This is a genomic window from Enterococcus sp. AZ119 (genome assembly GCF_050546175.1).
Classification (GTDB): domain Bacteria; phylum Bacillota; class Bacilli; order Lactobacillales; family Enterococcaceae; genus Enterococcus; species Enterococcus faecalis.
Window position 1 is genome coordinate 752,889 of record NZ_CP172951.1, and the last position, 14,337, is coordinate 767,225.

At 38.1% G+C, this 14,337-nt stretch carries 13 protein-coding genes and 1 tRNA gene; 13 read left to right on the top strand and 1 reads right to left on the bottom strand.

The window, feature by feature from the left end; all coding sequences use genetic code 11:
* Window positions 1-43: 43 nt before the first annotated feature.
* The 13 genes from IGL37_RS03675 (at window position 44) to IGL37_RS03735 (ending at window position 11,563) form a co-directional block, all read left to right on the top strand.
* Window positions 44-2,749 carry a sigma 54-interacting transcriptional regulator gene (locus tag IGL37_RS03675; RefSeq protein ID WP_002355912.1) on the top strand — a complete coding sequence of 902 codons (2,706 nt, stop codon included), beginning with the start codon at window positions 44-46 and terminating at the stop codon, window positions 2,747-2,749.
* Between the two features lie 228 nt (window positions 2,750-2,977).
* Window positions 2,978-3,295: a PTS sugar transporter subunit IIB gene (locus IGL37_RS03680; RefSeq protein ID WP_002355913.1), complete on the top strand. Its 318-nt coding sequence runs from the start codon at window positions 2,978-2,980 to the stop codon at window positions 3,293-3,295.
* 141 nt (window positions 3,296-3,436) lie between these two features.
* Entirely contained in the window at window positions 3,437-4,900 is a 1,464-nt protein-coding gene (locus tag IGL37_RS03685) for a PTS sugar transporter subunit IIC (protein ID WP_002364646.1), read from the top strand.
* A 43-nt stretch (window positions 4,901-4,943) separates the two neighbouring features.
* A complete protein-coding gene (locus IGL37_RS03690) occupies window positions 4,944-5,162 on the top strand; it encodes a hypothetical protein (protein ID WP_002355915.1) in 219 nt (72 codons plus the stop codon).
* Window positions 5,163-5,175: 13 nt separating this feature from the next.
* A complete protein-coding gene (locus IGL37_RS03695) occupies window positions 5,176-5,376 on the top strand; it encodes a DUF3188 domain-containing protein (RefSeq protein ID WP_002355916.1) in 201 nt (66 codons plus the stop codon).
* Window positions 5,376-5,786: a DUF3284 domain-containing protein gene (locus IGL37_RS03700; RefSeq protein WP_002355917.1), complete on the top strand. Its 411-nt coding sequence runs from the start codon at window positions 5,376-5,378 to the stop codon at window positions 5,784-5,786. Before IGL37_RS03695 ends, IGL37_RS03700 begins: the two co-directional genes overlap by 1 nt.
* Before the next feature lie 275 nt (window positions 5,787-6,061).
* The gene (locus IGL37_RS03705; protein ID WP_002355918.1) at window positions 6,062-6,388 is read left to right on the top strand and encodes a PTS sugar transporter subunit IIB; all 327 of its coding nucleotides are present in this window, start codon (window positions 6,062-6,064) and stop codon (window positions 6,386-6,388) included.
* Between the two features lie 22 nt (window positions 6,389-6,410).
* A complete protein-coding gene (locus IGL37_RS03710) occupies window positions 6,411-6,731 on the top strand; it encodes a PTS lactose/cellobiose transporter subunit IIA (protein WP_002355919.1) in 321 nt (106 codons plus the stop codon).
* A gap of 65 nt (window positions 6,732-6,796) precedes the next feature.
* On the top strand, window positions 6,797-8,074 hold the full coding sequence (locus IGL37_RS03715) for a PTS sugar transporter subunit IIC (RefSeq protein ID WP_002355920.1): 1,278 nt from the start codon (window positions 6,797-6,799) through the stop codon (window positions 8,072-8,074).
* A gap of 83 nt (window positions 8,075-8,157) precedes the next feature.
* A complete protein-coding gene (locus IGL37_RS03720) occupies window positions 8,158-9,552 on the top strand; it encodes a glycoside hydrolase family 1 protein (RefSeq protein WP_002355921.1) in 1,395 nt (464 codons plus the stop codon).
* A gap of 57 nt (window positions 9,553-9,609) precedes the next feature.
* The gene (locus tag IGL37_RS03725) at window positions 9,610-10,803 is read left to right on the top strand and encodes a GNAT family N-acetyltransferase (protein WP_033918005.1); all 1,194 of its coding nucleotides are present in this window, start codon (window positions 9,610-9,612) and stop codon (window positions 10,801-10,803) included.
* 320 nt (window positions 10,804-11,123) lie between these two features.
* Window positions 11,124-11,197: transfer RNA gene (locus tag IGL37_RS03730), tRNA-Arg, on the top strand.
* 33 nt (window positions 11,198-11,230) lie between these two features.
* Complete coding sequence (locus IGL37_RS03735; RefSeq protein WP_002355924.1) at window positions 11,231-11,563, top strand: putative quinol monooxygenase; 333 nt, start codon at window positions 11,231-11,233, stop codon at window positions 11,561-11,563.
* Window positions 11,564-11,676: 113 nt separating this feature from the next.
* Here IGL37_RS03735 and ppdK read toward each other — a convergent pair whose 3' ends face one another.
* Window positions 11,677-14,322 carry a pyruvate, phosphate dikinase gene (ppdK, locus tag IGL37_RS03740; protein ID WP_002358905.1) on the bottom strand — a complete coding sequence of 882 codons (2,646 nt, stop codon included), beginning with the start codon at window positions 14,320-14,322 and terminating at the stop codon, window positions 11,677-11,679.
* Between the last annotated feature and the right edge of the window lie 15 nt (window positions 14,323-14,337).

Here is a 14,337-nt window from a genome sequence, read left to right on the forward strand (position 1 = left end):
GCTTTACGAGCTTCAAGCAGAACGTTGTATCGAGGAGGATTCCATGAAATCTCGGAAGGAAGAAATCTTAGCGTTACTTCAAAAAAATGAAACTGGCTTAACGGCAGGAGCGGTAGCAGAACAGTTAATGATTGATCGCAGTAATGCCAGCCGTTATTTAAATGAATTATTCAAAGAAAAGAAAATTACTAGAAGTACTGGACGTCCTGTTATCTATTCAGTGCCAACAATCAATGAAGGAGAACAAGTCCATGTAGATGAGTCCACCTCTGTTAGTTTTGACACATTAGTAGGTGCCAATGATTCTTTAAAAGTGAGTATTCAGCAGGCTAAGGCGGCTATTTTATATCCACCAAGAGGTTTGCATACGATTATTTTTGGGAAAACAGGAACAGGGAAATCTCTTTTTGCTGAATGTATGTACCGTTTTGCCATTGATTCAAAAACCTTAGATGAAGATGCCCCTTTTGTCTCTTTTAATTGTGCTGATTATGCACAAAACCCACAATTATTATTTGGTCATATCTTTGGCGTAAAAAAAGGCGCCTATACTGGTGCGAATGAAGATAGTCCAGGCTTAATGGCAAAAGCAGATGGCGGGATTCTCTTTTTAGATGAAATTCATCGTTTACCGCCAGAAGGTCAAGAAATGCTCTTTACGTTTATTGATAAAGGCGTGTACCGTCCATTAGGAGAAAGTGGTCAAACCTATGAAGCCTCTGTTCAAATTATTGGTGCGACAACGGAATCCTCAGAAAACTTTTTAACCACTTTTAATCGGCGGATTCCGATGTCGATTACATTACCATCTTTAGATGCACGGACGCTAGATGAGCGTTATGCCATCATTTCGTTATTTATTCAGCAAGAGGCAACACGTTTGGGCCAACAAATTGATATCGAACGCGAAGCAGTTTTGGCGTTCATGTTATACGATGCAGAAGGAAATATTGGTCAGGTGAAGCGGGACTTAAAATTAGTTTGTGCTAAGTCATTTCTTTATTATCGGACGCACAATTTAGAACATTTGGTTATCCGTAAACGGGATTTGTCGTTACCTGTCCAAAAAGGATTATTAAAAATTAAAGAAGTACCTGAGCGCTTGGATCAATTTGTCGACAGTAAAAGTAATTATTTATCTTTCCAACCAGGTACCAACAAAATTGTTTGGTCGCAAGATCCAGCTAGAGACATGCAAGTTTACAATGAAATCGAAGAAAAAGTCGCTGACTTGTCTGAAGCTGACTTAGAAAATGTTGATTTAGAAGAATTGATTTCTAAAGATATGAATGCGTATTTTAAAAATTATGTCGAAGAATTAACCCAACATTCTTTACATAAGGAGTTATTACCAGAAGCTATTTGGGACTTAACGAATCGTCTTTATGATATCGCAGAAGAGCGTTTGGAACACACGTACAACGAAACAGCACGCTTTGCCTTTGCGCTTCATTTACAAAGTACGATTGAACGTGTCAAAGAAGGTCACGTGATTGTCCATCCTGATTTAAATAATGTCCGTAAAAATATGAAAAAAGAATTTCAAGTAGCCTTAGATTTATCTTCTATTATTGAAGAAGAGAACAACATAGAGATTCCTTTCGATGAAATTGGCTTTATTAGTATGTTTTTATCTATTAATGTCGGTAAAGAAGAAAGAACTCCAGAAAATAATGTTGGTGTGTTCGTCTTAATGCATGGGGATTCTACTGCCTCAAGTATGTTGAAAACCGCCCAAGAACTTTTAGGAACGTCAATCGGAACAGCGATGAATATGCCGTTAACGATGGAAGTTCAAACAATGTATGAACAATTACGAAACCAAGTAATTACGCAAAAAGAATCGTTAAATAATGGGATTTTATTACTGACGGATATGGGTTCATTAAATTCGTTTGGAAATATGTTGTTTGAAGAAACAGGTATCCGAACGAAGGCGATTACAATGACGAGCACAATGATTGTCTTAGAAGCTATTCGAATGGCAAGCGTGGGACGAAGTTTAGAGGACATTTACCAAAATATTCAACTTTCTTTTGAAAGCGTTGTGAGAGAACAATTTCGTTCTAGTCTGCAAAAACGTCAAAACGTAAAAAAAGCAGTAATCGTGACGTGCTTTACAGGAGAAGGGGTCGCCGCAAAACTATACCAACGAATCTTACCCGTTATTGATGAAACAAAAGTGGAACTGATTCAAATGCAATTTATTGAACGAGAAACGTTTAAAAAGCATATCGACAACTTGATGGAGGAATATGAAATTAAGGCCATTGCGGGCACTGTGGATGTTGAATATCAAAATATTCCCTTCTTTTCCGTCTATGATATTTTTGATGATGAAAAATTAAATGTACTGAAACGGATTGCTAGTGATGAAGTGGCGATTGATACAATTGTTCATTCACTAAGTGGCGTCATTACTTCTGTGGACTCCTTACAAAAATTAATTCTCATGTTACAAAAAACAGTTCATCAAATACAAACAGACATGCATATTATTGTTGAACCAGGGGTGGATGCCGGAATCATGATTCATTTGGCTTTTCTGGTAGATGCTTTAATTAAAGGAGAAGAAGCAAGAACTTTTCCAAACTTAGCGGAATATGTTAAAACACATCGTTTAGAAATCGATGTCGTACGCACGAATTTTATGTTAATTGAACGGGCGTATCGTGTGACGATTCCAGAAGCGGAAGTTGCGCATGTTACCCAAATGTTTTTAGAAAATGAAATTAAAAGTAAACAATAATAAATAAAAAAACATCAAGAAATGAGAAAACGCTCTCTTTTTTCTTGATGTTTTCTTTTTGTAAGTTACACACAATTTCATGTGTGTAAGCGTTTTCTTTTAGTGTGTGCACGCTTTTTTCGATGACAAAAGCTGTTATATCAGTATTTTAATGAGGAAAAAACTTGGCACAATTATTGCTATAAATAAAGTGTATAACGTCATAACTTTTAAGGAGATGAAGAAAAAATGGCAAAAAAAACAATTATGTTAGTTTGTTCCGCAGGAATGAGCACAAGTTTATTAGTAACAAAAATGCAAAAAGCAGCAGAAGATCGTGGCATGGAAGCAGACATCTTTGCAGTATCGGCTTCTGAAGCTGATACAAACTTGGAAAATAAAGAGGTGAATGTTTTACTTTTAGGTCCACAAGTTCGTTTCATGAAAGGGCAATTTGAACAAAAATTACAACCAAAAGGGATTCCTTTAGATGTAATTAACATGGCAGATTATGGCATGATGAATGGCGAAAAAGTTTTAGATCAAGCAATCTCATTAATGGGATAAGGAATTAAAACGTTTAGGAAAAGTGAATAGCAAACAAGGATAGTGCATGTTACCAAAGGTTTTGTTTTGTACGCTCGATTCATTCGTTTAATGAGGCTACTGCCTTTTTAATAAATATAAATGGATACAGGAGGAATAAAAATGAACGGATTAATGGCATGGATGGAAAAATATATCTTACCAACTGCCGCAAAAATTGGTGCACAGAAACATCTGGTGGCACTAAGGGATGCTTTTATTGGTACATTACCTGCGACAATGGCTGGATCAGTCGCCGTAATGATTAACGCAATTATTCGAGATCTTCCCCAAGAGTTTGTCTCAACTTATGCGGCAAGTTTGGAAGCAGACAAAGGTATTTTTGCAGTATTGAATGTCATCATTGGGATTAATGGTTTTGTTTGGAATGGTACATTGGCTATCGCTGGTTTGATTTTCGCTTTTTCTTGGGGCTATAACTTAGCGAAAGCATACAATGTGAATGAGCTAGCTGGTGGGATTGTCAGTTTAGCTACCTTAATTTCAGGTGTTGCTTTTGCACCAAATAACACAGCTGAATTAGCTGTGAAAGTGCCAGAAAAGATTGCCAACGCAATTAATGGGGCAGAAATTGGTGCGTCAATTGCTAATAATCAATTGACTGTCAATCCATGGGGTTGGTTAAATCTCAACCATTTAAATGGTAACGCTTTCTTTACGGTGATGATTATGGGCGCTTTATCAACCATTATTTTTTGTAAATTAATGCAAGCGGATTTAACAATAAAAATGCCTGATTCTGTACCACCAGCAGTTTCAAAAGCGTTTGCGGCAATTTTACCAGCAACAATCGCATTGTATGTCGTAGCAATTATTAACTTTACGGTGTCAAAACTTTCAGGCGGTCAATTATTAATTGACTTAATTCAAAAATATATCGCGGAACCGTTCCTTGGGTTATCACAAGGACTAGGCGCTGTGTTAATCGTAACGGTTTTTGTTCAAATTTTCTGGTTCTTTGGTATTCACGGTCCAAACGTTTTGGCACCAGTTCTTGAAGGAATTTGGGGGCAAGCACAATTAATCAATATTGATATTTTCCAAAAAGGTTATGAAGGAAAAACAGGAACAGCTGCGGTTTTAGCCGCTATTGACGACGGTAAAGCCTACATGTGGGTCCGTGGTTCGTTTGATGCTTTTGCTTGGTTTGGTGGTTCAGGCGGTACAATTGTCCTAATTATTGCAATCTTGTTATTCTCCAAACGAGCAGATTATTTAACAGTTGGTAAATTATCATTAGGACCTGGGATCTTTAATATCAATGAACCGATTATGTTTGGTTTACCAGTTGTTCTGAATCCAATTATGTTTATTCCATTTGTAATTGCGCCATTAGTTGCTACTACAATTGGCTGGGTTGCAACGTATCTTGGGCTAGTCGCCCCAGTTTCTCAACAAGTCGCATGGGTGACACCGCCGTTGCTATTATCTTTCTTAGCGACAGGTGCCGACTGGCGCGCACCAATCGTAGCGTTGGTATGTATGGTAGTCACTTTCTTGATTTGGACACCGTTTGTTATCGCTGCTAACAAAATGGATCCTGCATTAGGCGAAAGTGAGCAATAGGCAATAAAAACAGCAATTACTTGTATAGAAAGGAGCGAGCGGCATGATTTCGATTGCAAGTGCAATGAAGCAAGAGGAAATTATTACTTTATTAGAGGCATATCAAGGGGAAAATGAAACATTTACTTTTAAAGAAAAGAATGGTATTAAGTTATTTTTTGAAGTTGAAGGAGACCCTGAAACTGCTGCACAAGTAGCAAAACAGCTGATTAAGGAACAACCTTGGGGTGGCGTTTTATATTTCCAAGCAACGGTAGTCTAAAAAGATAGGATGGATGAAAATGATTAGAAATGGATTATTTTTATGTAGTATTGGCTTCTTGATTGTTTTGTATTCGTTGAATCCCAGCTCCTTAAACTATGATTTATTAAGTCTGACAACGGGGATTTTTTTCATTGGACTTGGTGGTTACCTGTTTTTTAAAGGAAAAAAAGTTGCTGAAGAAGAGGCGACAAAGGATGAGGTGAAACGGTAATGGAAATTACGAAAACATTAACTATTTCAGCAGATGAATTTTACACGCAATTAATGAATTCTGTTATTTTTGATATCCGTAAGCAAACAGGCAAAACTCTTACAAGAAAGCAGTTGCGTAAGTTTGAATATATCAAAGAATATAGTAAAAATAGTCGCGCGAAAATAGTTATTGAAGAAGCTGTAGAAAATAAGACCTATCAATTTCGAACATCCACAACTAAAAATGATTTCTCGGTGCGGTATGAGCTCCAGCCAATTGATGAAAAAAGCTGTGAACTGCGTTATACAGAAACAATGGTTTCTTATGGGGCGTTACAAAAACTGAATGATGCAGTATTAGGTATCTTTTTAAGTTATTTTAAAAAGAAACAGTTTTATAAAATGCTTAAAATGATGGAAACTGCTTAAAGGGAAAAAGCGGCTTTTGTCCAGTTGATTCTCTTCAGCTTTAGAAAGTGAGCGATGAGTCGTTTCGACTTATCGCTCACTTTCTTTTGTTGCCCTATTATTTTGGAAACGCACACAAAAAAGCTGTGTGTAATCGTTTTATTTTTAGTGTGTACACGCTTTCTATGTTGAAAAATGTTGTCATATCAAGGTTTTCAATGTGTTAAAACTTGGCACGCTTCTTGCTTATATAAAGGTGTAAAGCAAAACAAAGAGAATTTAGGAGATGAAGGAAAATGGCAAAAAAAACAATTATGTTAGTTTGTTCCGCAGGAATGAGCACAAGTTTATTAGTAACAAAAATGCAAAAAGCAGCAGAAGATCGTGGCATGGAAGCAGACATCTTTGCAGTATCGGCTTCTGAAGCAGATACAAACTTGGAAAATAAAGAGGTAAATGTTTTATTATTAGGCCCACAAGTTCGTTTCATGAAAGGGCAATTTGAACAAAAATTACAACCAAAAGGGATTCCTTTAGATGTCATTAACATGGCGGACTATGGCATGATGAATGGCGAAAAAGTTTTAGATCAAGCAATTTCATTAATGGGATCATCAAACTAGAGCAGAAAATGGGGTAGAGGTAATGGACGGACAACAGAACTTAGAAGCAATCATGGGTTTAATCATGTATGGCGGAAATGCTAAAAGCGATGCAATGGAAGCGATTGCCGCAGCAAAATCGGGGGATTTTGAATTAGCAGACAAAAAAATTGCAGATGCAGAAGAATCACTTGTACATGCACATCATTCGCAAACAGGAATGTTAACAGAAGAAGCAAAAGGCAATAACATGCAAGTAACATTGTTAACAGTGCACAGTCAAGATCATTTAATGACTGCGATTGCATTTACAGATTTAGCAAAAGAAATTATCGATCTTTATCGCCGTATTGATAACGAGTAATCTCGTTGTCAATGCGTCTTATAAGAAAAACGCGCTTGAGAAAGCGTTAATTAGGAGGAATAACAATGGACGGATTTGTTCAATGGATGGAGAAACACTTTATGCCGAAAGCGTCAGTTATCGCAGCGCAACGGCACTTGGTAGCAATTCGTGACGCGTTTGTCGTAACGATGCCATTAATGATTTTAGGGGCTTTGGCGGTATTAATTAATAATATTCCAATTCCAGGATATGAGGACTTTTTAAACAAAATTTTCCCAATGATGTATAACGATGCACCAATTTGGAAAAGCTTTGGTGGTAACATTTGGAACGGTACATTCGCAATCTTTGCCGTTTTAGTAGCCTTTTTAGTAGCACACAATTTAGTTAAATCTTATGGAAAAGACGGCATTGCAGCCGGTACAGTTTCTGTAGCTTCATTCTTCGCAGTTGGCGGCTTAGAAGGCATGGGCGCAACTGGATTATTTATTGCTTTGATTATTGCACTTATTTCAGGAGAACTATTCCAACGTTTATCTGGCAATCCTAAATTAGTTATCAAAATGCCTGATGGTGTACCACCAGCAGTAGCAAAATCATTTGCGGCATTATTACCAGCAATGATTACAATCAGTTTATTTAGTTTAATTACATCAATTCTATTTGCTTTAGGAATTGACAATATCGTTATTTCATTCTATGAAGCAGTTCAACAACCATTTATGGGACTTGCAAACAGCTACCCATCAGCATTATTGTTAGCTTTCATTACACCATTCTTATGGTTCTTTGGTTTACATGGTGCCAACATGGTTGACCCATTAATGCAAACAATCAACGTACCAGCGATTGATGCGAACATTAAAGCTTTAGAAGCAGGTAAAGCAATTCCTTATATTGTAAACAAACCTTTCTTTGATTCATTTGTAAACTTAGGTGGAACAGGGGCAACATTAGGTCTGTTAATTGCTATCTTTATCGTTGGTCGTCGTAACAAACCATACAAAGTCATTACAAACTTAAGTTTAGCACCAGGACTATTTAATATTAATGAACCAGTCATGTTCGGTTTACCAATTGTTTTAAACCCAATTATGTTTATCCCATTCATTTTAGTCCCAATGGTTCTTGTAACTGTTGCGTATGTGGCGACAGCAACTGGTTTAGTACCAGCTGCAACCTTTATGCCACCTTGGGTAACACCACCAATTATTGGCGGATTTTTAGCAACGAAGAGTATCGCCGGCGGAGTTTTAGCAGCTGTTAACTTATTGATTTCTATTTTGATCTACATGCCTTTCGTAAAAGTAGCAACAGATCAATACTTGAAACAAGAAGCAGCCGCAGAAGCAGCTGAGTAAAAAATCGAAGGATTGAATCGTCCGGACTCTTACGGAGGGTTCAATCCTTTTTTTAATGATTAAATCGTAAAGGAGCAAATAACATGAAATATCAATTTCCAGAAAATTTTTGGTGGGGTTCTGCAGCCAGCGGTCCTCAAACAGAAGGCGTTTTTGAAGGTGATGGTAAAGGTCAAAATATTTGGGATTTTTGGTATCAAGAAGCGCCAGAAAAATTTTTTCAACAAGTCGGTCCAGATAAGACCTCACAATTTTATAAAAAATACCAAGAAGATATTCAGTTAATGAAAGAAACGGGACATAACTCTTTTCGAACATCCATTCAATGGAGCCGTTTAATTCCAGATCCTACAACAGGAAAAGTCAATCAAACAGCAGTTGATTTTTATAATCAAGTCATTGATGATTTATTAGAACACGGGATTGAGCCCTTTATGAACTTGTATCATTTTGATATGCCGATGGTACTTCAAGAAAAAGGCGGTTGGGAAAGCCGTGAAGTGGTTGATTTGTATGTTGACTTTGCCAAAACCTGTTTTGAATTGTTTGGCGATCGCGTGAAAAAATGGTTTACGCACAATGAACCAATTGTACCAGTTGAAGGTGGTTATCTCTATGGCTGGCATTATCCTGATAAAGTGAATCTAAAAGAAGGGATTCAAGTACTCTATCATGAAGCTTTAGCTAGTGCCAAAGCGATTGCCGTCTATCACTCTATGAACTTATCAGGTGAAATTGGCATTATTTTAAACTTAACGCCGACTTATCCTCGTGATGAGCACAACGAAGCCGATGTAAATGCGGCTAAATTTGTCGATGGTTTCTTTAATCGTTCGTTTTTAGACCCGGCTGTTAAAGGTCATTTTCCAGAAGATATGGTTGCTTGGGCGAAAGCAAATGACTTATTGCCAGAAACAACGCCAGAAGATTTAGCAATAATTGCTGAAAATACTGTGGACTTATTAGGAGTAAACTACTATCAACCACGTCGTGCCAAAGCAAAAGAAACACCTGTTGAAACACGACCAGAAGGCTTACTTCCAGAAGATTTCTATGATGTCTACGATATGCCTGGCAAAAAAATGAATCCTTACCGTGGCTGGGAAATCTACGAAAAAGGTATTTATGATACATTAATGAATTTAAAAGAAAATTATGGCAACATTCGCTGCTACATTTCAGAAAATGGCATGGGCGTAGAAGGAGAAGAACGCTTTGTCAATGAACAAGGAGTCATTGAAGATGATTATCGGATTGAATTCGTGCAAGATCACTTGAAATGGGTGCACCAAGCGATTCAAGAAGGTAGTAATGTTCAAGGATATCATATGTGGACGTGTATGGATAACTGGTCTTGGCTCAATGCCTATAAAAATCGTTATGGCTTCATCGCTGTGGATTTAGATGATGATGCGAAACGGACCATTAAGAAAAGCGGTCGTTGGTTCAAAGAAATGACAGCAAATAACGGCTTTTAGAAAGAGAACCGTTTCTGTGATAAAATGAATTGATACAATGTGCGAGGAGGAAAGAAAATGACAACTAAAAGAGTCAAAAAAATGGGCAAAGAAGAAATGAAAGAGATGTTTGATCTTGTTATCTATGCTTTTAATCAGGAACCCACGGCGGAACGCCAAGAACGTTTTGAAAAATTGTTGTCACATACGCAAAGCTATGGCTTCCTAATTGATGAGCAGTTAACAAGTCAAGTGATGGCGACACCTTTTCAAGTGAATTTCCATGGTGTCCGCTATCCCATGGCTGGAATTGGCTATGTGGCTTCTTATCCAGAATATCGTGGTGAAGGCGGCATCTCTGCTATTATGAAAGAAATGTTGGCTGATTTAGCGAAACAAAAGGTTGCCCTTTCTTACTTAGCACCGTTTTCATATCCATTTTATCGTCAATATGGCTATGAACAAACATTTGAACAAGCAGAGTATACAATTAAAACGGAAGATTGGCCACGTGTTAAACGAGTTCCGGGTACCATTAAACGAGTTTCTTGGGCTGACGGTAAAGAGGTCATTAAAGACGTATACCTTGAAAATCAAAGAGCGCACTCTGGTGGTGTGATCCGTGAAACTTGGTGGCTGGATTATACGCTGAATCGTGCAAGTAAACCAAATAATCAAGCGATTTATTATTCGTCAGAAGGGAAAGCAGAAGGCTATGTGATTTATCGGATAGCTGCTGGCACCTTTGAAATCGTAGAATGGAACTATTTAACTAATACAGCTTTTAAAGCTTTAGCTGGGTTTATTGGCTCACATAGTGGTTCCGTTCAATCGTTCCATTGGATTAATGGTTTTGCTGGAAAAGATTTAAATGATTTAATGCCAACGCCAGCAGCTTCTGTAAAAATTTTACCTTACATGATGGCACGAATCGTTGAGTTACAAACATTTCTGGAAAAATATCCATTTCAATCAGGAGAAAAAGAAACGTATTCTTTAGAGATTGAAGATTCCTATGGGCCATGGAATGAAGGCATTTGGACAATCACAATTGACGAACAAGGAAAAGCAACAGTGACTAAAGGTGCTGCGGAAAAAGAAGGGACTGCTGCTTTGAAAGCAGATATCCAAACGTGGACGCAACTATTCTTGGGCTATCGTTCAGCAGAGACGTTATCTTTTTATAAACGCTTGCAAGGAGACGCAACGACAGCTCAACGTTTAGGACAACGTTTAGTCAAAGGCATGCCAATTTTAGAAGATTATTTTTAAAAGTGTGTTTATTCGCAAAAAATGACAGAACCTACTATAATAAAAATGTAAAAAGAATTATTTTAGAAAGGTGATGGGGACAATGGCGAAAACGAAACAAGAAAAAGTTGCACGCAATAATAAAATTGGGCAATATATAGCTATTGCGACAGGACTTTATTATTTAGGAAAAATGATTCTTGATCGGCGGCAAAAAAAATAATAGATAAACGAACGACGTGTTTCACTGAAAGAAAGTATCTCGCATAATTATTTATGCAGGATACTTTCTTTTTGTCTATTGACAGATGTAGTGAAGACTTCTAAAATTAAAACAGATTGTTCTCGTAGCTCAGTAGGATAGAGCAACCGCCTCCTAAGCGGTAGGTCGCTGGTTCAATTCCAGTCGGGAACGTAAAAAGGCAAGTAAATTTAGGGGGGAAGACAGATGGCGATTACTATAAATATTTATTATAGTGGGACAAATGGAGGTGCAAGAGAATTTGCCAAAGAAATGATTGCCAGCGGAATTGTAGAGGCGATTCGTGCAGAAAAAGGGAATAGTCGCTATGAATACTTTTTTCCAATGGACGATGAAGAAACAGTTCTGCTGATTGATAGTTGGACAGATCAGGAAGCATTAGACAAACACCACGCTTCTCCAATGATGACCCGTATTACGGAACTTAGAGAAAAATATGATTTGCATATGAAAGTAGAAAGATATGTATCAGATGTAACAGACCCCTTGACAAAAGATGCCGCGTTTATAAGAAAATAACCAGAGTACAATCATTGATCTTAAAATTTAGTGCTAGGAACATCAAGCGTTTCGACTGATGTTCCTAGCACTTTTTATCTTGTAAGGATGAATCATTTGTTACACACGTTAAATTAAAGAAGGACCATTTGTTCTTCAGTCACAGCCGGTTCGGTTAAAATTTTGGCTTGGGCAGCTGCGAGTTTCGCAATAGGTACCCGATAAGGTGAGCAAGAGATGTAGTTTAGGCCAAGTGTTTGGAAAAATGTGATGGATTGCGGATCACCACCGACTTCTCCACATACGCCAATACTCATGTTTGGTTTAGTACGACGCGCTTTCTCTACAGCTAATTGAATCAGTTGACCAACACCTGTTTGATCTAGTGATTGAAACGGATCTTGGGTAATGATTTTCTTTTCCCGATACGTATTAATGAATTTACCGATATCATCACGAGAAAAACCATAGGTCATTTGTGTTAAATCATTTGTTCCAAAGCTGAAAAAGTCTGCTTCTTCTGCTAACTGATCCGCAATCAGACAAGCTCTAGGTAGTTCAATCATTGTCCCGATTTCGTAAGGGAAAGGAGTCATTTTATGTTCTTCAAAGAGACCGTCAATCGTTTCTTTTAAAATGCGTTTGAGATAGAGAAGTTCTTCTTTTTCGGCGATTAGAGGAATCATCACTTCTGGATAAACAGTAATTCCTTCTTTGACTAATCGAATGGCACTAGTAAATAAGGCTGTAACTTGCATTTTGTATATTTGTGGTTGGGTCACACCTAAGCGACAACCACGATGGCCCAACATTGGATTGGTTTCTTGTAACCGTTCAATTTGTTTGGCGATGGTCACCGGGAACCGTTGTAGTTGCTTCGCCAATAATTGAATATCATTCTTTTCATGAGGTAAAAACTCATGCATCGGCGGATCTAACAAGCGGACCACCATGGGTTTGTCTTGAACTACTTTCAGCATTTGATAAAAGTCTTCCTGTTGAAAATGAAGAAGTTGCTCCAACGCATAGGTTGCTTCCTTTTCAGACTCTGCTAAAATCAGGCGACGCATTTCCAAGACACGCTCTTCACCGAAAAACATATGCTCTGTTCGCGCTAAACCAATCCCCGCTGCGCCAAAACGGATAGCAGTCTCTAAATCTTGTGTAGTTTCTGCATTGGCACGAACAGTTAAATCAGCATATGCATCTGCCCAAGACAAGAGCTCTTGAAGGTCATCGTTATTATCAGCAGAAATTGTAGGAATTTCGCCAAGATAAATTTCCCCCGTTGAGCCATCGACGGAAATGATTGTTCCTTCTAAGATGACCTGTGGCCCGCAGTGTAGTTGTTTGGCTTCTTCATTGACGGTTAAACTTTCACAACCAGTCACACAGCAAGTTCCCATTCCTCGTGCGACCACAGCGGCATGAGAAGTCATTCCGCCACGACTGGTCACGATTGCTTCGCTTACAACCATGCCTTCAATATCTTCTGGTGAAGTTTCTTGACGAACAAGAATGACTTTCTTTCCTAGATTGGTCAGTTCTTTGGCTTTTTCTGCTGTAAAAACAATTTGGCCACTTGCTGCACCAGGACTAGCAGGAAGTCCCATAGCTAAACGTTCCATGTGTTGTCGTTTCTCTTGATCAAACACGGGATGAATTAATTGATCAATCGTATCAGGTGTCACACGCAACAGTGCTTCTTGTTTAGTAATGCGATTTTCTTTGGCTAAGTCTAAAGCAATTTTAACCGTAGCTGCGGCGGTTCGTTTCCCGTTTCTTGTTTGTAAAATATATAATTTTTCATTTTCAATGGTAAATTCAATATCTTGCATGTCACGATAATGATATTCTAAAAGTTCTGCGTAATGGCGAAAATCTTGATAAACTTTTGGCATAGTCAAACGTAAACGACGAATGGGTTCTGGCGTCCGAATACCAGCCACTACATCTTCTCCTTGCGCGTTCAAAAGAAACTCTCCAAACAGTTGATTTTCCCCTGTGACCGGATTTCTAGTAAAGACAACGCCAGTGCCACTGTCTAGTCCACGATTGCCGAAAACCATTTCTTGAATGTTGACAGCTGTACCTAAATCATGTGCAATATGATGTAAGTTTCGATAAACCACCGCACGTTGATTATTCCATGAATCAAAAACAGCTTTGATTGCTTCAAAAAGTTGTGCGACAGGGTCTTGTGGGAAGACCACATGATATTGTTCGAAAACTTCTTGGTAGCGGACAATCAAGGCGAAATGATCTGCTTCTTGAAAAGCGGTAATTTTTTTGTTTAGCTCTTGTTCCAAGCGCTCTTTTTGTTGGTCAAATAATTCTTTGGGAATGTGATAGACGACGTCTCCAAACATTTGAATAAGTCGGCGATAACAGTCAAAAGCAAAACCAGGAGAGGTTAAGGTCGCAAATTTTTTCACACGTTGATCATTTAAACCTAAATTTAAAATAGTATCCATCATACCAGGCATCGAGAAGGCAGCACCGCTGCGAACGGAAACTAAGAGAATCTCATTGTCCGCGGTAAAAGATTTGCCTGTTTCAGTTTCTAGATTTTTAACCGCTTTCAAAATTTCTGATTGTAAGTGTTCTTCAAAGAAAGTAGCATCTGCCAAATAGTCCATACAGCAACGGGTTGTAATCGTGAATCCTTGTGGAATCGGCAAACCTAAGCGTGTCATTTCTGCCAAGTTTGCCCCTTTACCACCAAGAGTCTCTTTACCTTCATTGTGTGTTTCGTTAAAAGAATAAATAAACTTTTTCATGCGTGACCTCCGTTT